Consider the following 19945-nt stretch of genomic DNA (forward strand, 5'->3'; position numbering starts at 1 on the left):
TATTTAAATCATGCCGGGTTCATAATTTAGGTTTATAATTGGTTAGGTAGCAAGCCCCGATTCTCCCCGTTTCGGGGCTTTGCATTAGTCACTTTCTATGATGATAGATAATACAACATCAATTCAACAATTCCAAAAACTGCGACACAGCGTCGCAGTTTCAAACAAGGCTGGCAAAAGACAATCAAAGTAAATCAAATTGTAAATATTATGATACTCCCCATTTACGACACTGCCTGTCGGAGGCGTATGATGACGTTGAGGGAAGCTTTACCCTTTCCCATGCTCGGTAAACGGCTCCTTCAGATCGTCGTCCTTGGTTGCAAACGGCCTGGCTTCCGAACTCCGGATTCCCTTTTTGGCAGCACGATTCGCAACGGTAACTTGTAAGACACCCGCATAGGGCTACCATCGATCATTGCAGGTGTCCAGTTCTTGGAGTTTTTCAGCTGATTGATAATTTGCTCGTCGATGCCATAGCCAATGGAGTCCGTAAACTTAATTTCACTGAGGCTGCCATCCAGCTCAACAACAAATACAACGGCACCCGTTAAAAGTTTTTTGCCTACCTCTTTAGCCGTTGGCAAGACTAAAGTGTTCGTTAGTCCCGCAATGTATTTGTCTTGTTTGACGGGAGGCTGGGCAATAGACGTGGGTTGGGCTTGGACCGCGCCCAAGATACAGCCTATCGTTATTAAAGTTACGGTGAGCAGAAAGAAGAGCTTTTTTAGGTGATTTTCCATTACGTCAGTATTTACGTTGATACTTTGACAAATCGGCTTCGTTTACTTTACGTCCATAAAGTAAATATTAATTTAGGGGTCTAGTCCTTTAGGTCTGATAAAAGTAAGTGATTATCCATCAATTTGCAAATACCCTAGCAGAATGAACCCTCTAAGATTTTAATAAAACCAAAATTTCCCTATCTTTAGCCTATTAGCCGTCGAAATAGATGAACAACCAGCACAACCGTATGCGTATCCACCTATTAATACTGATTTTGGTAGCCAATATGGTAGGCAGCCTGCAGGCTCAAGATTCGGTCATGGTCCGTGCCGAATGGCAGAAGGGCGATTCCCGGCGATATACCATGGTTGAGGAGCAGCTTGAATACGCTGGTGACACCTTAGTCAGGAAGGATACAACGCGCCATATCGGTATGGAGCTTACCGTGGCAGATTCGCTTACTGACACATTTGAAATCTCCTGCTTCACGGTCAATTTAAAGCTGTTTGATCAGTTGGTCGGTATAAAAGATCCGGATATGATAATGCGTTTGGGGCAATTCAGCAGCCTCACCTACCGTTACACCACAGATGGTTCAGGCTCATTTTTAGCCTCGACAACGCTGACGAAATCGATGCGTTCGTCGATAGCCTATTCACTAATGTTGGCATCGAAGATAGCACCACACGAATCGTTGGTGAAACCATTAAGCAGTTGAAAGGAACCTTTGGGGCAGGGTTTTCCCAGTTTTATATTCCCGAAATCCAGCGCTTTCATTTTCCATACGGACTTACCTACAAAATGGGAGACACATTGTATTACGCAGACGAAATAGCGGTTCCGTTTTTGGACACGCCCGTGCCCACTGTGGGGTCCGTTTGGTTGGATAGCATAGATCGTTCAACGAATACCTGTGTCGTTGGTCTTCATACCGTTCCCGATGCTGAAGCATTGTCCAATGCTACGAAAGCATTCTTCAAAAACATAATTTCCAATGCCAGCATCAGCGAGACCGAAAAAAAAGAACGTTTAGCAGAGATTGAAACGCAGTTACAGAGCCGCTCTTTTTTTCACATCAATACATTCGGGGAATATCACATGGACTATGAAAAAGGGTGGCCGCTATCGATTTCCTTTCAAATAGAAGTCCAGGTCGACGCCCAACATCCGCAGGTGCGGCGCAACGTCAATTCCATTCGTTATGAGCGGGTTTTGTAAGAGCCCGCCTTGCATGCAGGAATTTTCACCGCTGAACGGTTTGTTGTTTATTTTTTTCGTTTATAATGCAGTTGCGTCAATCCTGTTTCAAATGTTTTTGCTTTTATGAATTCAAGTGTTTGTTCAGGTCTTCCGTCTTTAAAAAGCCGTGTTCCATTGCCTAATAAAACGGGTATGACCGAAATTATAAGCTCGTCAATTAAGTCGTGTTTCAACAATTCATTTATTACTTCAGCGCCACCGTCACAATATATATTTTTTCCTTCTTCAGATTTTAACCTTTTGACTAACCCGGCAATGTCTCCGGTATAGAAAAACGTTCTGCCTACTTGAGGTCTTTCAGTCCTTGTTATGACATAAACATCCCGCTGGCCGTTGTCGTAATGAGATGAGCCAATTTCTCTAAGCACATAATCATACGTTTTTCTGCCAATAATTAATGTGTCAATTGTGTTTGTAAATTCGGCATAACCGTAGTCTTCGCCTTCCTTTTCAACGAGTTTCAGGAAACTGAGGTCGTCATTGGGTTTTGCAATGTAGCCGTCTAAACTTGTGGCAATGAAAAGCGCTATTTTTCGCATTTGTCTCAAATTTTAATGTTTCTGCAAAATTACTTTTGGACAACGACTTCACTTTGTAAATAGGTACTGATCCACCGCCTCAAAATCAATGCGCCCATGATCGCCATCTGTAAACAAGTCAATATCTACGGACATACGATGTCCCAAATACAGGCTGAGGGCTGTCCCGCCAACAAGCCTAAAATCTGCAAATATAGGCGCCTGCATCAGGGTAAGCAGGGTCTGACGTAAAAGGTCTGTGACGGTATTCCAGTACAACATGCTCTAAGTTTATCTACTTGACCAACGAGTCAGTCCCCAATATTTCAGCTACACGGAGATCTCCGTAGTAATCGGTGATATATATCTTTTCTTCGTTGTTGCCCCGCTCAAAGACTCTTCGGATAATAGCTGTGGCGTGTTTCTCTGAATCCAGCTTATTGATATCCGTATCCCAGAAAAGCCCCTTACGCAACTTACCCAACTCAAAGTTACCTTCGGTTGATTGCTGTCTTTTTCGGTAATCTTCGATCTCGTAATAGGCCTGCATCATCAACATAGTTCCCGCTGCATACCCCAATTCCTTGTCGATCTTGAATGACAGTTCAACGGGTAGTTTTCTCCTGCCTTTGGTAATAGCATTCAGGGTTTGGCGACGCTGGTCAACGGCAGTGGCAAACCGATTTTTGGCAATTTTTCTCTTTTTGAGTTCATGCTCCAAGATCAATCCCGGATGGATACCTTTGTATTTCTCTATTGCAGCTTCCATAGATACAAATGTAAGCAAATTAGCTTACTAAAACATTATAAACGTTTGTGAAATTTTTAATTCTCTTCACCTCCCAATGCTCCGGAATCTCTCCCAACCACTCAACACCGCTATCCTTATACTTATCGTATGCTTGCATCGGTATTTAGTGAGTTCCTGTCTTTTTAACCAAAATCCACTTACTTCAGGCCCAGGTCACGATTGGTTTCGTTAAAATTAAAAACTAATATAATAAAATCCAAACTTTAAATAGGGGAGTGGCTACGCGCCTGCTATTTCCCTATATCAATAATGCCGATGGCTCATTAGCCAATTCTTAAAATAGTCGTCTTGCATGCAGCAAAACCCCAATCCAAAGGTTGTGATTTTAAATGATGTTACATTACGGTTTTCCGTAATGGCCCGAAGCTATCGTATGGCGCTGATTGGGCGGAAATGGTCGGATGAGTTTTGATTTTGGTGAGATAATTCTTATCTTCGTCCTAGGTTTAGGTTGATAGCCCCTAATCCCATTGGGGCGGATTCCCGTTATCTTTCAGGTAACGGGTTTCTTTTTATCACGCTATTGTCTTTTTAACATAGCTTTAACAATCCAAATGTAACAAAGCACGGCCGGGGTGCGTTATATAGTCAGTTAGTAAGATTTGTCTTTTCATCTGTTGGTTGATTTGATTTTTTAATGGTCAGATGGAGCCTTTGATGATTTAAAATAATTCTTATCCCTTCGTGATTTAATAATTATTTAAATCATGCCGGGTTCATAATTTAGGTTTATAATTGGTTAGTTAGCAAGCTCCGATTCTCCCCGTTTCGGGGCTTTGCTTTTAAGGGCTTACCTTATTTGCATTAGTATAAGGTTGGCTAAGATGCGAAGCGAGCAACGTTAGAAGTGTTGTTTGTTTACGCATATCAATTATAGGTTTTTCGTCCGTATAGTGAGGCAACTTAAAATATACGGAGATTACAACTCGTGGCCTGGCGTTCTAATATTCGAGAAATCGTGCGCATCAATCACTTTTACAAAAGTCCTCGGATAACTTCCTTATAACGGCTAGGTAATGGGTATTAGTATTAGATTTGCATAAAAAATGCAAATAACTATTTTATTTCCTATTTTTATTTATCTTTTCTACCTTTGCATGTATAAAGATGAAGATATGTTAATATCATTTGCAGTTACGAATTTCAGGTCAATAAAAGAACGGATGGCGCTGGATATGGTTAAGACAGGCTTGAAAGGATTGGATTCCAATTTTTTTGGAGCTCCCACGAATAAGCGGTTGCTCAAGTCTGCAGTTATATATGGTCCAAATGCTTCGGGAAAAAGTGGTTTTCTATATGCGTTTAGGGCGTTAGATTATCTTGTTAATCGGTCCTCCGGATTTAAGCCGGAAGAAGGTTTGGCTCCATATGAGCCGCACCGGTTGGATAAGTCATGTGTAGATGCTCCGATTACGCTGGAGATATCCTTTGCATCCGAAGATATCCGATACGATTATACAGTATCATACAACAAAAAAAGAATCGAACTGGAAGAGCTTTACTATTACCCCCACAGTTCCCGGACTCTTCTCTTCACCCGGAAAGCCGGACAGGAAACCAAATTTGGAGATTACTACAGGGGGCCGAAAAAGGTGCTCGATCGGCTGCTGGGCCCAAATCAGTTGCTCCTTTCAAAGGCAGCGGAAAACAATGTGGAGATGCTGCTGCCAGCATACCATTTTTTTGCTAATGAACTAACCGTCTATCCCTTCATGGCCGATAGGCACGAAAGCAGCGTTGCCAGGCTTTATGCCAGGCGATTAGCCGAAGATGGGCAATCCACTTTTTCCAAACGGTTCAATGCGTTAATTTGTGCATTGGATACCGGTATACAACAGGTTACGGCAGAGAAAGTGGATTGGAGTAAGTATGAGTTTCCGGGTAGTATTTCCGAAGAGGTTAAAAAGCAAATACAGGATGAATACAAATATGATATAAAAACGCGACATCCGGTCTTTCTTGATGGTAAAGAGGTAGGGTTTGAAAAGTTTGATGTCGAAATTGAGTCTACCGGAACTAGGAGCCTTTTCGTTATAGGAGGTATTGTATTAGACGCGTTAGAGGAGGGTAAGTTGCTTATCGTAGATGAATTCGAAAAGAACCTACACCCAGTAATCACCGAGTATCTAATCAAATTATTTCATAACGACATCACCAATCCAAAAAACGCCCAATTAGTTTTTGCAACGCATGACGTGACGCAACTTTCAAATGATAATTTCCGTAGGGACCAGATATGGTTCACACAGAAAGACGAATATGGTGCTACCGAGTTGTTCCGTGCTTCCGATATCGGGGGTATAAGGCTCAACACGCCGCTGGATAAATGGTACGTATCTGGCCGTTTTGGCGCTACGCCGGTCATCGACGATTCGGATTTCTTAATCGCTATGCAGGAGGACGGTAGTGAGGAAGGTTAACAAACGCATATTGATACTCTGCGAAGGTGTAACCGAGAGCCTATAGCGGATAACACCGAATAGTGCGATTAATACCCATACCGCATTTGCAGCAAGATTAGGCGGATCGTCAAAGTACAGTGCACTGATTACCAACCCCCCACCCCGCCGACTACATTCAATAGCTGGTAAGCGGGGTGGTCAAACCGGAGTGTTTTCAGGTTAAGGAGCAAATAGGCAATGGTGCAAAAAATAAAACCAAGCCATCCAATAATGGTAACCGTTGATGCTGTCATGGGAATGCACGTTTACCGGGCTAATGTACTAAACTTTCTGCAGCTATACGGTTATGTAGTCTGGCTGGGAATCGATTTTATTGCTGCTTACCGTTAAAGCGGTAGTCTATCACCACATCACCGGCCAGCAGTTTTTGGCCTTCCTGTCGGATTTCCGCCCCGGCGGGTACCACCACCAGCACTGCTGCGCCCCCTGCGGGGACGGTGACCCTGGCGTTGCCGCCGCCGCTGCTGGTCCGGCTCACAAAACGGGCCTGCACAGCGTCATAGACGTCCCATTCCCCGTTGCCGCGGGGCAGGGTAACCGTCACCTCACGTGCCTCCTCATAGGGATTGTAGCAGAGGTAGCTCGGGTAGGCTTCGTCCCGGAAGAAGTCGGTGGCCAGCAGGTCGAGCTGCAGGATGCCGTCCACGTCGGTTGGCCGGATAATGCTGCCGAAGATGCCGACATGGGCGCTGCCGTAGACGCTGAACTGGGATACGGGCGGATTTTTTCCCGGCACCCATTTGGGGCCGTCGCCCTGAGCCACGGGGGCGGGGATATGCTTGTACTCGTCAAACGTGGATTCTTTTACCAGCCCTTCGTAGCCAATGACGCCCTTGGTTGCCGCTGCAAGCTCCGGAATGGTCTGGTGCTTAGCCGGGATATGCTGTGGGTAAAACAGGCGCGTTGCATTTGCGGCGTTGAGCATCCATTTGCCGATGGCGGAGGCGAAGGATTGATCATACCGCACTAGGGGTACCAGCGGCAGGGCGGTGTCAAACGTGTTCATCAGGAAGCCGTAGCCCCCGTGGTCAACCGTGCTGCCCACGAGGCCGGAAACGTCAAACCCGTTCCAGTGGTCCACGAGTACCCCCCAGCCTTCTCGGCATACCGACGTGCCGTCAAACGTCCATTGCAGGATTTGCTTCACGTCAAAGTCGGTGCCCTGTTCGGCGTTCATACGTGCAGCGGTATAGGCACCGAACGGCATCAGGATTTCGTAAAACCGGTTTTCCGGCTGCGCATGGAGGGCCTGCTGGGCGCGTTTGGCAGCAGTAAGGTAACGCTCGTCGCCGAATTTGCGGTAGGCGGCATAGAGCACCCAGGCGTGGCCGGCAGCGGCGTCTTCCTGTGCACAGATCCAGTTTGACTCGGGCCGCATCTCGGCATAGTTGAAGAAGGTATGGCTGTAGTTGCCCTCCAGTACCGAGTCGGCTCGGTAAAACTGCTCAGCGATGCGGCGGGCCAGCGTGTCAAAGCCGGGCTCCTCCGGGTAGCGGTCAACAATGGCGTAGAACAGCACGTTGGGATACACATCATACCACCAGTCGCGGCCATAGCCGCCGCCCAGCAATGCCACTTCGGGGGCGGTGTTGTTCATCATGATGTTCCACCGGTTTTCACGGTTGAAATAGTTGCGCAGCATGCCCACATAGTTCAGGCCATTCTGCCGGCTTTTGTCGATCCCTACCAGCGTAGCTCCCAGCACGCCGCCCATGGTAGCCAGCGACTCGTGGAACATGCCATTGTGGTTGTGCGGGCCCTGCCGGGCGTCGCCCATGGCGGTGTAAATCCCCACCGTGGGCTGTTCAAAGTTTCTTCCGGTGCTGTCCCACCAGATCAGCGGCCAGTGGTCGCCCCGGGCATTGAAGTCATATACGATGCTGTCATATGCTTCGGCAAGCCCGTGCCAATCGATAATCTCCAACGGTTGCGGCAATTCAGGCATCGCATCTATGCGCGCCAACTGGCGCTGTGCGACCGGTGTCCCGTTGATTTCGGAGGTATGTTTACAAGCTGCCAGCAAACTGGTGGCAAGAAGGAGGTATGTGAGATGTTTAAGCATGGTCAATCTTTTTTTTAGTGGAAAACTGCCTGTAAAGGTCGGTATTAACCTTCAGCAACCGTTTGGCAACAAAAATAGAACATAATTGCAACAGGGCAATGAGGATGATGGCGTAGCGCAGCGCGGCTTCTTCGCTCACATATACGGCCAGCAGGATGAAGGTGAGGGCACCCGCCAGCCGACCGGCATACAGGCCTGCTTCGTGGTTGAGGATATAGGCAAATTCCTGCCGGTTTTCAATACGCTTGACCACATCGATGACGCTGAACTGGATGGGAAAGTAGGCCAGGTCAAGCAACGGCCTGGCAATGAGCAGGAACAGCATAAACAACAGCACGCCGGTAGCATTGAACAGCACACCGTTGATGATGGCGGCCAGCGTGAAACAGACGAGACCTACCGTAAATATGGTCAGCCGGTGCGCGGGCGAAGTGCGCCGCCCCAGGATGTACATGATGACGGCAGCCACGATGGCCCCTACGGATTGGGCCGTGCCCAGCGCGCCTTCCTGCCCCACCAGCCGCATGATGAGCATAGCGGGAGCGGTAACCAGGAATCCCTGCGCCAGTCCTTTCAGTGCGGCCAGTACGAGCAGACGGCACCATTGGGGGTGGAACTTAAAATACACAAAACGGCGGCGCTCGGGATTGGTAAACGTGCCGCGGAAGCACATGACCGATGCCACCACCGTGATGATGAACACGATGCCGGTGACAATACGGTAGGCCATGTTGGCGCCTCCGGCTTCATCGCCCATTGACTGGATAAACCAACCGATACCTACGGGTACCAGCACGGCGATAATGGTGTAAAAAAAGGTTTCCAGTCCGTAATAATAGTTACGGTTGCCGTCATGCGTGATGGCCAGCGCCAGGTAGTCACGGTTGGCCCAGTAAAAACCAAACGACATGCCCATGGTGAGCCCCGCAACGGCAATGCCGGTGAGGTCAAGGGTTGTTAAAGACATCATGATGGTCATGGATACTGCGCTAAGCATCATCCCGATCGAGTACAGCAATTTGATGTTGAAGCGGTTGAGCAGGTATCCGTTGAGCAGGAACGTGAGCGGGATGCCCGTGTAGATGGTGAGCTGGTATACCACCACTTTGACCGGGTCGTCTGAGTTGCGCATTACGTAGGCGGCCACAAAGATATCGATAACGGGCAGTACAAAAGCATAAATCAGGTTGGTGAGTACCAATACCCGGAAGTTGAGGGGCTGCTGCCGGAAGAATACCGCTTCTGCCTGAAGTTTTCTAAGCATATTCTTGTTTTTACGTCAAAGGGTGGCCAGAATTTCGCGGATGGAAAAATGAGCACCGCACACGTGCTCGTCGGCCGCGCCGTAATAGATAGTCAGCCGGTCTCCGTCAACTACATGGCCGTTGGTAAATACCACGTGCCCGAAGAAGCCCGTTGTTTCGTAGGGTGCCGTGGGCTCCATGATGGGGTGTTCGCTCCGGCCGATCACGACGGAGGGATCTTCCAGATCGAGCAGGAGGGCTCCCAAGCAATACCGGTGCCCGCTGTCGGCGCCGTGGTAGATGGCCAGCCAGCCGCGGTCGGTGCGGATGGGAGCGGCGCCGGCGCCCACGCGCTGGCTGTCCCAATACCCGCTCCGTGTGCGGGCGATGAGGCGGTGTTCGCCCCAGTGGATGGCATCGGGCGAGCTGGCCAACCAGATGTAGTTGCCACCGATATCCACACTGCTGGGGCGGTGGAAGGCATAATATTTTCCGGCTATTTTGCTTTCAAAGAGTGCGCAGTCTTTGTTGTGCGGGGGGAAGATGAGCCCGTGCGACTCGAATGACTGCCAGTTGGTTGTGCTACGCATGCCTACGGCAACACCGTTCGGCGATACCGAGGTGAAGGTGAGGTAGTAAGTACTGCCCACCTGGCTTACACGGCAGTCTTCGATGCCGAACGTTTCGTATACCCCTTGCCCCCAAAGCGGGGGATAACCGGGGTCTTCACGGAAGTGGATACCGTCGTCACTGCTTAGCAGCCGCAAGTGCGACAGCGTGGTGAGGTAGTCTGCCCCCCTGAAGTTGACGACGCGCGGGTCGGAAGCGTCAAGGCTTGGGTCATCGGCCGGCAGTGTAATCACTTCCATACCGCCTTCGGGCTTGAGCACGGGAAATGAGATGGTGCCTTCCTGCTGGGGCGGCCGCTCGGCAACGCGTACAATGAGCCATGTCTTGCCGTTGTACCGGAACACGCCGGGGTTCAGCAGGCAGGCAATCTCCAGCTCCGGTATAGAGGGCTGGAGGTCTGCCGGCGATAAAAGGGGATTTTCGTTAAACCGTGTGGAGATATCGTGTCTCGTTTGCATCATCTGTTAGCTGTTCAGTATCCGGGGTTGGGCGTGATGGTTCCTGCCGACTTGTCAATTTCGCTCTGCGGGATAGGATATAGATAATGGAAATCCTGGAAATTTTTGCCCATGGCGGTGAGTACATCTTTGGCAGTGCCCCAGCGGCGCAGGTCGCTGAAGCGGTGGCTTTCAAAGCCCAGTTCCACACGCCGTTCGTGGGCTATCCACTGCTGCACGTCCGCCTTGTCGGTTACGGCAGCATCGCGTGGCGGCAACGTGCCTTCCGGAGTGTTACCACCGCCCAGGAGCGGCGTGTTGCGCGCCCGCTGGCGGATATCGTTGAGGATGGCGATGGCCTCCGCCGGCCTGCCCAGCTCGTTCAGCGCTTCGGCTTTCCAGAGCAGCACGTCAGCCCACCGGATGTAAATCCGGTTGTTCGGGGCATCTTCATTTCCCTTATTGGCTTCATTTGTGGCACCGAACAGCTTATACACGTTGCGGCCTTCGGTATCCACGGTATACGCCAGGCGGGGGTCGTCCGGTTCAAAGGCGGCCAGAAAATCGGCTGAAGGCGCGATGAACCCCCAGCCCATCAGCGCGGTGAGGCCATTGCCGCGGCGGGGCACCTGTCCCGAGCGGTGGTCGTAGGCAAAAACCACTTCATTTTCCTGAAATTCTTTTCCCGTGTCAAAGGCATCAAAATAGTGGGCGTTGAGCTGATAGTACCCAGCCTGCTGCAGGTCGTCCACTCGGTCTACCACCTGCTGCCACTGCTGGTTATACAGCGCCACCTTGGCCTGCAGGGCCAGCACTGCACCGTGTGATACGCGCCATGGGGCATTGGCATCCGAATGCTTGCCTGTGGGCAGCAGCGTTTCGGCCTGCGCAAGGTCTGCGGAGATCTGCTGCCATACATCGGCTTGGGGATTCCGCCGCGCGGCTTCGTAGATTTCATTGAAATTTTTGAACGATTTGGTCAGCAACGGTACGTCGCCATAATTGGTTACCAGGCTGAAATAGTTGAAGGCACGCAGGAAATACATTTCGCCCAGCTGCCGGTTACGCAGGGTGGCCTCCATGCCTATCTGCTCCATGAGCGCCTGGTTTTCCAGTTGGTCGATTGCCCGGTTGGCGCGCGCAATACCTTCATAGGCGTATGCCCAAACTCCGTTGAACGCCGGGTTAAGGGCAGTAAAATTAAACGATGCCACCTGATCCATCCAGGCTTGATCGCCATCCGGTGCCCACTTCTTAAGCATATCGCCCGCGGCGATGTCTTCAATGACAAAGTCGTTGCGTACGACCAAGCCGTTGTCCCAATCCCAGTTGCCTAGGATATTCAGGGTACTCGACAGGGGCAGGTAGGTGGCGTCTGTCATCGCCGAAACGGTGGCAACAGTTGGTTCACCGGTTACCATTTCTTCGTTGATCTGGCCGATGGGCGGGCGCTCAAGGTATTTTTCACAGCTGCTGAAGAGCGCCAGTGCGCAAGCTGCGGTGATGCTGGTACGTATGGTTAGCGTATTCATGATCTAGCGTTTTTCAAGTTTTTAAAACGTTACGTTAATGCCGAATAGGAATGCCCGCGACAGGGGGTAGGTACCCATGTCCATCAGGTCGGTCGACTCCGGATCCAGTCCGGTGTAGTCCGTCAGCGTAAATAGGTTCTGCGCGGAGGCATACACACGGACGTTCTGCACCCCCCAGCCGGTGTGCTGGAGCAGACTGCCGAAGGAGTAGCCCAGTTCTACGTTTTTCAGGCGCAGGTAAGAAGCGTCTTCCACATAAATGCTGGAAATGCGGCTGCTACCGTTGTCGGTAAAGCTGACGCGGGGGATGCTGTTGGTGCTGCCCTCGCCGTTCCAGCTGCCCAGCACGGCGGTGGTGTAGTTGAACGGGCGTGTATCATAGTCCAGTATCTTTTTGGCATCGTTATACCGGTCGATGCCCGACACACCCTGCACGAGCAGGGCCAAGTCAAACCCTTTCCATGCACCGGAAAGGTTTACGCCGTAAGTCAGATCGGGAATGGGGCTGCCAATGAATGTTCGGTCGAGGTCATTGATAACGCCGTCGCCATTCAGGTCACGGAACCGGATATCGCCGGGCTGGGCCGACGGGCTGGGCGTGCCGTGGAGGTGCTGCGCGATTTCACCGGCGTTTTGGTAGATGCCTTCCCGGACGAATCCGTAGTAAGCATCAAGTGCGGTGCCCACCTGCGTGCGGCTTACCGTACTGCTGATGTAGGGCAGATTGGGATGTAGTTTCCCGACCTCGTTGGTCAACGTAGCTAAATTGGCGTTAACGGAATAGCTGAACCCACCGGAGGTGGTCGACCGGTAGCCGACGCCAAGCTCAACTCCGGCGTTGCGCACTTCCCCGGCGTTGACCACGGTAGGGTCTACATCGCCGCCGATACGGGGCAGGCTGACGGGAAGCAGAATGTCTTTGGTATTCTTGATGAAATAGTCTGCCGTGATGGTTAGCCGGTTATTCATCAGGCCAATGTCAAGCCCGGCATTGTGCTGGGTGGTACTTTCCCAGCGGAGGTCGGGGTTGCCGTAGCGTGACACCACGAAATTCTCACCTTCCCTCCGGTAGAGGGTGAGGTAGTCATAATTGCCCAGTGACGCCTGGTTGCCCAGTGAACCGGTACTCAGCCGCAGCTTAAGGTGGTCCAGCCAGCTAACGTTTTGCATGAATGCCTCGCGCGAGATAACCCAGCCAGCCGATACCGAAGGGAAATATCCCCATTGGTTATTCGGGCCAAAACGGGAGGACGCATCCGCGCGCAGGTTTGCCGTGAGCAGGTAGCGCCCATCATAGACGTAAGAAGCGGTGCCGAACAGTGAAAACAGGGCCCACTCCGAGCCGATGCCGCCGTTCCAGAGGTCAAGCTCCGTGCCGCCGAGGTCGATGTACCGGAAGGACGGATCGTCAAACTCAAAACGGGCCCGGGAAGCGTTGATGGACGAGCCGGTAAACCGGATGAATTCCGTGCCCGCAAGGGCATTTAGGTTATGCTTGCCGCCGAAGATTTTTTCGTAGCTCAGCGTGTTATTCCAGGTGAAGGTAAAATCATCGCCCCGGTCTTCATTGAGGGAGTTCGGCCGGTTCTGGCGCCCGAGGCCCTTGTCCGCTTCATTACCGCCACCGTCGTCGTCGCCGAAATTGCGATTGAATACCTTGTTATGGTTGAAGTTTAGGTCTACGCCGAAGTTGCTTTTGAATTTCAGCGACTTGTCACGCAATACGTCAAACTCGGCAAATACGTTGCCGAAGGTTTTGAACTGTCTGCGGGTATGGTCCGTGAAATAGGCCAGGGCCACGGGGTTTGACGTGAGCTCATACAGGCTGCGTTGGTCACTTCCAACACCCTGGTAGAACGGCAGATCCGTAAACGGATCGTCGGCCGAGTAGGTGGGGTCTGCCGCGTCTTTATAGACGCCCAGAACGGGCGGCCGGAGCAGCGCATGCCGGATGATGCCGGGCGCATCGCCCCGTGAGGACAGTGGGTTGCGCTGTTCATAAGACAGTTGCAGGTTAGTGCCCACCCGCAGCCGGTCGCTCAGATCGCTGTTGATGTTCGTACGGAAGTTAAGCCGCTCATACTTGTCATTGTCAAAAACAACAATGCCATTTTGCCTGTAGTAGCCGCCAGACAGCAGAAAACGTGTCTTTTCGTTGCCGCCACTGGCGGTAAGCTGTACGTTTTGGGAGTGGCCGGTTTCAAAGAGCTCATCGAGCCAGTTGGTGTTGGCAAGGTCTGTTCGCGAACGTTCAGCGGTATAGGGGTTGGTGCCGCTGTAGCCCGAATTGTTCCACGCTTCTTCCAGCTTGGCCAGGTACTGTTCCGTGTTGAGCATTGTGGGCAATCCGGCCACACGCTGCACACCGTTGAAATAGTTGACGTCTATTGAAGTTTTGCCGGATTTCCCCTGCTTGGTGGTGATAACGACCACGCCTGCAGCGGCCCGGGCGCCGTACATAGCGGCGGCTGACGCGTCTTTCAGGACGTTCATCGACTCGATGTCCTGCGGATTGATGAAGGTAAAGTCGGTGGTCGGCACTCCGTCCACGATATAGAGCGGGTCATTGCTGCCAATGGTGCCCACGCCTCGGATGCGAATATCGATCGGGTCGCCCGGCGCACCGGTCGACTGGCTGACCTGAACACCGGCTACCTGGCCTTGCAGCATCTGGCCGATGTCAGGAACGCGCCGTTTGGCGGCTGCGTCTATATCCACACTGGCCACAGCGCCGGAGATGTCTGTGCGCCGCTGGCTGGTATAACCTACAACGACGACCTCATCAAGATCGGTAGCTAAAGGCTGTAGTCCCACTTCAATGTTGCGTTGGTCTGTAACGGTAAATTCCCGTTGGAGATAGCCCACATAGCTCACCACCAGCACAGTGCCGGGGTCAGCGGCTATACGGAATGTCCCGCTGTCATCCGTGCTGCTCTTCTGGGTACCGCCCTTCACCTCTACGGTTGCCCCGGCAAGGGGTATCCCTTGCTCGTCCAACACGCGTCCGGTAACGGGTTGCTGTGCCGAATGTGACAGGCCAAATGTGGCCAACACGATGAGCACGGACAGCAAAAGTCTGTTAAATGGTTGGTTAATTGGTTTCATGCGTTACAAAATTTAATATACGTTAATTGGCAAGTACAAAGCTAACAGCGCCATCCGCACAGGTACTGTACTATGGTTTCAATTTTATGTACAATCATTTTTTTTGTCTGTAAATGAATGTGTTATGCATTTATTTTGGCTCGTGAACGGTATTCGTTGGGCGAACATCCGTATTGCTTTTTGAACTCACGGAAGAAATAGGACTGGTTGTTGAAGCCGGTTTGGTAGAAAATTTCGTTTACGGTGAGCTGCGTGCCAATCAGTAATTGCGCAGCTTGCTTGAGGCGGATGTGGCGGATGAATTCCGAAGGCGTCATGCCGCTGATGGTTTTCAGTTTCCGGTAGAGCTGCATTTTGCTCATGGACAATGCGTGTTCGAGCGTGGCGGCGTTCAGCTCGGGGTTTTCCAGATCTTTCATAATGGTTGCCACCAGTACGCCGAGGAATTGTTCCTGTTCAGAGTTGCCATTGCGGATAATGCTTTCCGGGGAATTGGCCTGCCGCAGCCGGTTATGCAGCCGTTCCTGTTGGTCGAACAGGTTTTTAATGCGCACCAGCAGGTGACTGGCGTGGAAGGGTTTGGCGATATAGGCGTCTGCGCCAACCTCATACCCCTCGTTACGCTGGTCCACGGTGGTTTTGGCCGAGAGCATGACAAACGGGATATGGCAGGTGGCGGGTGTATTCTTAACCTTGTCACATAACGCCAGGCCGTCCATGCCCGGCATCATCACATCGCTGATAATGAGGTCCGGCGGATGCTGTTGCAGCACGGTGATGGCTTCAAGCCCGTCGCTTGCTTCATAGATAATGTAGTGTGGGTTAAGTACCTGGCGGATCAGGTACCGGATATCCTGCTCGTCCTCCACCACCAAAACGGATTTTTTATGCGTATTGGTCAGTTTTTCCAGTAGGCCCACCTGATTGTAGGTTGCTGAATCCAGCGACTGGACGACCGGTACCGCCATTTCACTGTAGATGGGGGGCAGCGGCGCATCGGCATCCGGGAGGCCTGTGGCATGCAGTTCCTGCGCCGGAATGGGTAGCACCATGTTGAAAGTGATCCAGCCGTCACTGATGACTGCACGGATGGATCCCCCCATCACGCCAACCAGTTCACGGGTGAAAGCCAGCCCGATACCCGTACTGTATGTGCCCGCTGCGCCGGACTTGCTGCTTTGGAACTGTTCGAAAATACGCTCGTTGTCTTCCGGTGCCAGGCGGCAGCCGGAATTGGCCACTTCAAGGTGCAGCGCGCCGGGATTGCCGTAGCTGATCCGTGCGCTGAACGATACGTATTCATGGGGGCCGCCATGCCTGAACGCGTTGGAAAGCAGGTTGAAAACGATTTTTTCAAGCTTATCGGCATCAACGGCAAATTGCAGTCCGTCCGGTATGGATATTTCATACGTGTTTTGCTGCTGTTCGCTCAGCGGCCGGAAAACTTCGCAGAGCCTGCCCAGTAGAGCTGATACATCCTGATACCGGTAATCAGCGGTGAGGTGGCCGGCCTGTGCTTTGCGGAATTCCAGCAGTTGCTGCACCAGGTAAGTGAGCCGCGAAGCATGCTGGCGGAGCAGGGAGACCATAGTTTGCGGAGGGGAGCCTGATGCCGGTTCTGCCCGGGCGGGCTCCAGTTGTTCGGCTGCTCCAACAAGGAGTGTCAGCGGCGTTTGCAGCTCATGGGCGATATGGGTGAAAAAATTGAGCTGGCTTTCATGCAGCGCTTCGTCTTTCTCGCGCAGCGTGCGCTCCAGTTGCAAGCGGTGCTGGATGTTCAGCTTGTTTTTACGGTCGCGGTACCACCAGTACGCCATGCCCAGCAAAGTTGCCAGTGCCGCAACGATGGCCGGCCAGGTTTGCCACCAGTAGGGGGATATGTCAAGCGCCACCACCGGCTGGGGATCCGTCCATACGCTGCTGCCGTTTGACCATTTGATCAGCAGCCGGTAGCTGCCGGGTGGGATATTACTGTAGCTGATGTGCCCGTCGGAGCGGCCGTATTGCCACGTCTGGTCATGCCCCTCCAGCATCCAGGCATACTCGCAACGGTCTGCATAAAGGTAGCTCAGCGCGTGGATCTGGGCGGTGAAGAAATTTTGCCGGCGCGCCAGCGTATACCGATCGGGGTACCGGTCGCCCGGTTTGCGTACGATATATCGGCTTTCGTTGGTATGTTGATTACCCAGTTGGAGACTGCGGATAACTAAATTGGGCAGGCCCATATCCCGTGGTATCTGCTGTGGATGAAAATAGCTGAATCCGTGTATCCCCCCGAAATACAGGTAGCCAAAGGCATCTTTCCATACCGCACCGTCGCTGAATTCGGCGCGGTGGAGACCATCATTTTCCCGGAACTGCACCACCTGGCCGCTATCGGGGTTGATCCGGGCCAGTCCCTTGTTGGTGCTTACCCATATCAGGCCATCATCATCGGCTGTGATGGCGTGTATGGTGTTATTGGGCAATCCGTCATGGTCTTTAATATGACGGAAGGTCGGCTGCCGTTTATCGAACGCCGTCAGGGAAAGATAATTCAATCCGTAGCTCGTGCCTACCCATAAGCGGTCGGCTCCGTCGCGGTAAAGGGAAAGCACATCGTTATTGCTTAAGCTATTTTCATACGAAAAAGCCTTGAAGCTGGTGATCGTTCCGCTGGCCTTATCCAGTAAAGACAGCCCGCCGTAGCGGCAGCCTACCCACAGCTGATTTTCCGGCCCTAAGCATAGCGAGTAGACGATATCGTTGGCCAGCCCGCCGGTGCGGGCGTTGTATTTATACTGGCGGATGAATGCTACGCGGATGTCGCCGGCCGGCGAGCGTACCGCGCGCAGGTGGATGAGCCCGTATCCGCTGGTGCCTACCCAAAGCGAGCCATCGGGGTCTTCCAGTATGGCGTAGACCGAACCAAACAGGGGGAAATCCTGGTGCCCTGTTAACTGTTCCCAGTTCAGCAGCCGCTTCCGGTAGGTGTCATAGATGCTCAACCCCGTTCCGTCCGTGCCGATGTAAACAAGGTCGCTTTGTGTGCTGTGGACAATCGAAAACACATCGCGGTTGTTAAGCGCTGCATTGAGGTGATGCTGCCACGTGTGGCTGCTGCCGCCTTGCGGCACAAAATCCGGAAGAATGGAAATACCTCCGCCTTTGGTGCCCACCCAAAGGTTGCCCGCTACGTTGGCAATGGCACGCACGGGAGGCGGCGACTGCATGTTGTGCGGAGAGCGGGTACGGAAGGGGCTATTGTATTGCGCAATCCGCACCAGCCCGTTGCCGTCTGTGGCCACCCATAGTAGCTGTTCGCCTCCGTTGACCCACCCTTTGATTTTCATGTTTTGCAGCAATTGCATGCCAACGGGCAGGGGCCGCGGAGCAAACAACGCGTCAAACACGTGTAGCCCCTGGGTAGCTGCCGCAACGTAATAACGTCCGTTATACCAATTGACAGCACTTATAGGGCTCCCGATGCGGGCTACCTGTACGGGATCAACGGTACCCGGTTCAACGCGGTAGAGGGTTCCGAAAGCATCGCTCAGAAACAGGACCCCGTTTGCCGTGTGAAGCCCGGTAATAGCTGGCTGTCGGGGGCCAAGCCGATAGTCTGCGCGGATACCGCCGGAAGTAGATGCGTAAGCCGCCACGCTGCCGTCGCCGGCACGTACCCACAACCGGTTTGCACCGTCGATACGCATGCCTGAAAGCGGGCCCTGCACACCTGGCAGCGGCTGTGCAAGGAATGAGTCCAAGCCGGGGTCGTAGCGCATCAGCGGTTCGTGCGGTGTACGGGCAAAAATACGTCCGGCGGTGTCGGTCACTAGGCCGAAGCCGTTTTCACCGATAGCCTGTGGCCCGCTTTTGTGATAAAAGAAGTGGCGGAAACTCCCTGTTGCCTTGTCGTACCGGGAAATTCCCTCAACCGTAGTGACCCAGATCCGGTTTTCCCGGTCTTCAAGCAGTTCCCGCACGACGTTGCTGAGCAGCCCCCGGCCGGGGTTGTCGCCCCCGAAGCTGATCACGTGGAATGCCTGGCCATCGTACCGGTTAAGCCCATCCCATGTGCCGATCCAAAGCATGCCGTCACTGTCCTGCAAGATGCAGTTAACGGCGCTGTTGGACAATCCGTCGCTGTTATCCAATTGCAACGTGCTGTAGGCCGGTCCGGCAGGCTGGGCATCAGCAAGCTGCCAGCCGGACAATATGAAAGCCACAGCCATACGTAACCAGAAGAAGCGCATGCCCAAAGTTACGCAATCTTCTGTGCTTTAAATGCTATGCCGGCATTGTGGAGCGCAATTATTCCGCAAGGGCAGGGAAAGGCAACCCAAAGACGGGGATAATTTTTGTAATTCTTTCATGCCTATTTCTTCTTCTGGTTTTCAAGCGTTTTGGCTGTTTGGTCAATGAATTCCACGAAATCCTTTTCCGCTTTGGAAAGTTCATTCGCGGTTTTCGCTTTATATTTGGCATACTCAGCTTCGGCTTTTTTCACCGCCTGCTCATGGCTGATGGTGCCGGCGTGGCCCAGCACATCGTTACCGGTCATCCGCAGGAAATCATCCAGCCGGGCTATCCAGTCTTTCATATACATGGGCTTGCGGTTGAGCGCTTGCAGTTCAGCCAACTCCAGGTAAGCCGTTACCATGCGGTTCAGTACATTGAGTTCCTCTTCGTTCAGGTAGTTTTTGGCAACCTGCGTCTCCTGTAGGGTGGGGGTTTCGCCTTTGAAATACGTCAATCCCAGGTGGGGGAGGTCGGCACTGATGCGCTTGTAAATCACTTCCGCGGCGGTATTCCCATGAGCCGCCCAATGCATTTTGTTCTGTACGGTTTTGAAAAAGGTCTGCGATAGTCTAGGTTGTAGTAGTTTACATCCCGTGCCTGTGTCTTACCCTCGATAGCACCGTGCTGAGTGGTTATTCGGAATTTCCGAACAACCACTTTTTCATCCAGTTCCCCCTCCTCAAATATATTCTTGATGTGTTCACTAACCGTCGCCTTGGATTTCTGAAACAGCTCACACAATTGCGCCTGCGTGAGCCACACCGTTTCATTCTCCAGCCGCGTCTCAATGCGGGTTACGCCGTCATCACTTTGATAAATGAGGATTTCGCCTTGTGGTTCCATAGCTAAAAGTCCAGAATATCGTGCAACAATCCAT

At 52.2% G+C, this 19945-nt stretch carries 16 protein-coding genes; 3 read left to right on the plus strand and 13 right to left on the minus strand.

Annotated features, from left to right (window positions below; translation table 11 throughout):
* Window positions 1-302: 302 nt before the first annotated feature.
* Complete coding sequence (locus BM030_RS18115; protein WP_090975027.1) at window positions 303-743, minus strand: energy transducer TonB; 441 nt, start codon at window positions 741-743, stop codon at window positions 303-305.
* Window positions 744-952: 209 nt separating this feature from the next.
* On the opposite strand from BM030_RS18115, the gene BM030_RS18120 reads away from it, so the two are divergent.
* Both BM030_RS18120 and BM030_RS18125 read left to right on the plus strand, forming a co-directional pair.
* Window positions 953-1444 carry a hypothetical protein gene (locus tag BM030_RS18120; protein WP_090975028.1) on the plus strand — a complete coding sequence of 164 codons (492 nt, stop codon included), beginning with the start codon at window positions 953-955 and terminating at the stop codon, window positions 1442-1444.
* Window positions 1441-1944, plus strand: a complete 504-nt coding sequence (locus tag BM030_RS18125) for a hypothetical protein (protein ID WP_090975029.1) — start codon at window positions 1441-1443, stop codon at window positions 1942-1944. The genes BM030_RS18120 and BM030_RS18125 overlap by 4 nt, the downstream gene beginning before the upstream one ends.
* 47 nt (window positions 1945-1991) lie before the next feature.
* Here BM030_RS18125 and BM030_RS18130 read toward each other — a convergent pair whose 3' ends face one another.
* Genes BM030_RS18130 through BM030_RS18140 form a run of 3 tightly spaced genes read right to left on the minus strand, consistent with a single transcriptional unit; the run spans window position 1992 to window position 3273 of the window.
* Window positions 1992-2525 (minus strand): dihydrofolate reductase family protein, encoded by a 534-nt coding sequence (locus tag BM030_RS18130; protein ID WP_090975030.1) that lies wholly within the window; start codon window positions 2523-2525, stop codon window positions 1992-1994.
* Between the two features lie 48 nt (window positions 2526-2573).
* Complete coding sequence (locus BM030_RS18135) at window positions 2574-2786, minus strand: nucleotidyl transferase AbiEii/AbiGii toxin family protein (protein WP_090975031.1); 213 nt, start codon at window positions 2784-2786, stop codon at window positions 2574-2576.
* Between the two features lie 13 nt (window positions 2787-2799).
* Window positions 2800-3273, minus strand: a complete 474-nt coding sequence (locus BM030_RS18140) for a helix-turn-helix transcriptional regulator (protein WP_090975032.1) — start codon at window positions 3271-3273, stop codon at window positions 2800-2802.
* Window positions 3274-4430: 1157 nt separating this feature from the next.
* On the opposite strand from BM030_RS18140, the gene BM030_RS18145 reads away from it, so the two are divergent.
* On the plus strand, window positions 4431-5735 hold the full coding sequence (locus BM030_RS18145) for an AAA family ATPase (RefSeq protein ID WP_170845817.1): 1305 nt from the start codon (window positions 4431-4433) through the stop codon (window positions 5733-5735).
* Between the two features lie 128 nt (window positions 5736-5863).
* Here BM030_RS18145 and BM030_RS19925 read toward each other — a convergent pair whose 3' ends face one another.
* From BM030_RS19925 to BM030_RS20075, 9 genes are all read right to left on the minus strand, one after another.
* Complete coding sequence (locus tag BM030_RS19925) at window positions 5864-6010, minus strand: CBU_0592 family membrane protein (RefSeq protein WP_170845818.1); 147 nt, start codon at window positions 6008-6010, stop codon at window positions 5864-5866.
* Window positions 6011-6087: 77 nt separating this feature from the next.
* Entirely contained in the window at window positions 6088-7839 is a 1752-nt protein-coding gene (locus BM030_RS18150) for a hypothetical protein (RefSeq protein ID WP_244519040.1), read from the minus strand.
* Entirely contained in the window at window positions 7832-9103 is a 1272-nt protein-coding gene (locus BM030_RS18155) for an MFS transporter (RefSeq protein WP_090975034.1), read from the minus strand. The genes BM030_RS18150 and BM030_RS18155 overlap by 8 nt, the downstream gene beginning before the upstream one ends.
* 15 nt (window positions 9104-9118) lie before the next feature.
* On the minus strand, window positions 9119-10174 hold the full coding sequence (locus BM030_RS18160; protein ID WP_244519041.1) for a glycoside hydrolase family 130 protein: 1056 nt from the start codon (window positions 10172-10174) through the stop codon (window positions 9119-9121).
* A gap of 11 nt (window positions 10175-10185) precedes the next feature.
* Window positions 10186-11682 (minus strand): RagB/SusD family nutrient uptake outer membrane protein, encoded by a 1497-nt coding sequence (locus BM030_RS18165; RefSeq protein WP_090975035.1) that lies wholly within the window; start codon window positions 11680-11682, stop codon window positions 10186-10188.
* Window positions 11683-11703: 21 nt separating this feature from the next.
* Window positions 11704-14787: a SusC/RagA family TonB-linked outer membrane protein gene (locus BM030_RS18170; RefSeq protein WP_090975036.1), complete on the minus strand. Its 3084-nt coding sequence runs from the start codon at window positions 14785-14787 to the stop codon at window positions 11704-11706.
* A gap of 122 nt (window positions 14788-14909) precedes the next feature.
* On the minus strand, window positions 14910-18995 hold the full coding sequence (locus tag BM030_RS18175) for a hybrid sensor histidine kinase/response regulator transcription factor (protein ID WP_170845819.1): 4086 nt from the start codon (window positions 18993-18995) through the stop codon (window positions 14910-14912).
* Window positions 18996-19144: 149 nt separating this feature from the next.
* Complete coding sequence (rhuM, locus tag BM030_RS20070) at window positions 19145-19600, minus strand: RhuM family protein (protein WP_211657658.1); 456 nt, start codon at window positions 19598-19600, stop codon at window positions 19145-19147.
* Window positions 19561-19911 carry a virulence RhuM family protein gene (locus BM030_RS20075; protein WP_211657659.1) on the minus strand — a complete coding sequence of 117 codons (351 nt, stop codon included), beginning with the start codon at window positions 19909-19911 and terminating at the stop codon, window positions 19561-19563. The genes rhuM and BM030_RS20075 overlap by 40 nt, the downstream gene beginning before the upstream one ends.
* Window positions 19912-19945 lie beyond the last annotated feature (34 nt).

The organism is Parapedobacter composti, assembly GCF_900112315.1.
GTDB classification, from domain to species: Bacteria; Bacteroidota; Bacteroidia; order Sphingobacteriales; family Sphingobacteriaceae; genus Parapedobacter; species Parapedobacter composti.

Bases quoted from the DNA above. Each gene is read 5' to 3' on its own strand.
- BM030_RS18140 (WP_090975032.1), bottom strand. From the start codon at position 3,273: ATGGAAGCTGCAATAGAGAAATACAAAGGTATCCATCCGGGATTGATC.
- BM030_RS18145 (WP_170845817.1), top strand. From the start codon at position 4,431: ATGTTAATATCATTTGCAGTTACGAATTTCAGGTCAATAAAAGAACGG.
- BM030_RS18135 (WP_090975031.1), bottom strand. From the start codon at position 2,786: ATGTTGTACTGGAATACCGTCACAGACCTTTTACGTCAGACCCTGCTT.
- BM030_RS18150 (WP_244519040.1), bottom strand. From the start codon at position 7,839: ATGCTTAAACATCTCACATACCTCCTTCTTGCCACCAGTTTGCTGGCA.
- rhuM (WP_211657658.1), bottom strand. From the start codon at position 19,600: ATGCATTGGGCGGCTCATGGGAATACCGCCGCGGAAGTGATTTACAAG.
- BM030_RS18160 (WP_244519041.1), bottom strand. From the start codon at position 10,174: ATGATGCAAACGAGACACGATATCTCCACACGGTTTAACGAAAATCCC.
- BM030_RS19925 (WP_170845818.1), bottom strand. From the start codon at position 6,010: ATGACAGCATCAACGGTTACCATTATTGGATGGCTTGGTTTTATTTTT.
- BM030_RS18115 (WP_090975027.1), bottom strand. From the start codon at position 743: ATGGAAAATCACCTAAAAAAGCTCTTCTTTCTGCTCACCGTAACTTTA.
- BM030_RS18170 (WP_090975036.1), bottom strand. From the start codon at position 14,787: ATGAAACCAATTAACCAACCATTTAACAGACTTTTGCTGTCCGTGCTC.
- BM030_RS18130 (WP_090975030.1), bottom strand. From the start codon at position 2,525: ATGCGAAAAATAGCGCTTTTCATTGCCACAAGTTTAGACGGCTACATT.
- BM030_RS20075 (WP_211657659.1), bottom strand. From the start codon at position 19,911: ATGGAACCACAAGGCGAAATCCTCATTTATCAAAGTGATGACGGCGTA.
- BM030_RS18155 (WP_090975034.1), bottom strand. From the start codon at position 9,103: ATGCTTAGAAAACTTCAGGCAGAAGCGGTATTCTTCCGGCAGCAGCCC.
- BM030_RS18165 (WP_090975035.1), bottom strand. From the start codon at position 11,682: ATGAATACGCTAACCATACGTACCAGCATCACCGCAGCTTGCGCACTG.
- BM030_RS18120 (WP_090975028.1), top strand. From the start codon at position 953: ATGAACAACCAGCACAACCGTATGCGTATCCACCTATTAATACTGATT.